Consider the following 693-nt stretch of genomic DNA (forward strand, 5'->3'; position numbering starts at 1 on the left):
GAATATCTATGGTCATCACTTCGGCGCTCCCCATGACGCAGCCGATTTCAGACGATGCGTTGCACTTGTTGAGCAGATCCCAGAAATCAGAGATTCATTCGACAAGGTTGCAAAGCGCGTTCCGGCATTCAAAGGCATCCTCAACGAATGGGATTCCCTCGTTGATCTGTTGAAGTCTGAAATGAAGATACACGGAAACAAAGCACCAGAGACTTACAGAAGAATTAGCGAGTTACGCAAGGACTAACCACAGCCTCATACTCGATGAGGCCTGTTCATTGCTCAATGATATCCAGACCTACCGCAATAATACCAATCCAATAAATGGAGATTCCAGGTGGAAGAAGAAATCTTCACTCGTGAAGAGGCAGCGTCGTATCTGAAGGTAGACAAAGGCACTATCACGCAGTGGATACGAAGTGGACGACTTCAGGCCGTAAAGATAAATCCAGATAAACCTAAAAGCCCATATCGCATTTGCAAGTCAGACTGCATTGCGGCGCTTAAGTCTGTGAGACACAATAGCGCGGTGAATGCGGTTGATGTGCAGGAGGTTAAAGCATGTCAATCAAACTACGCGGTGGCACGTGGCACTGCGATTTCGTCGCGCCAGATGGATCAAGAGTTAGACGCTCTCTTGAAACATCGGACAAAAGGCAAGCGCAAGAACTTCACGATCGTCTGAAAGCAGAA

General features: G+C 47.5%; 1 protein-coding gene and 2 pseudogenes. All 3 read left to right on the forward strand.

Going from position 1 to position 693, the window contains the following annotated elements; all coding sequences use genetic code 11:
• Window positions 1-247: hypothetical protein (locus ACUU1I_RS21000; RefSeq protein WP_449144933.1), on the forward strand; the 247-nt coding region annotated here is incomplete at its 5' end.
• A gap of 90 nt (window positions 248-337) precedes the next feature.
• A pseudogene (locus ACUU1I_RS21005) lies at window positions 338-478 on the forward strand (helix-turn-helix domain-containing protein); the annotation flags it as partial.
• Window positions 479-561: 83 nt separating this feature from the next.
• Window positions 562-693 (forward strand): annotated as a pseudogene (locus ACUU1I_RS21010) (integrase); the annotation flags it as partial.

This window comes from Shigella sp. SIG3 (assembly GCF_053555855.1).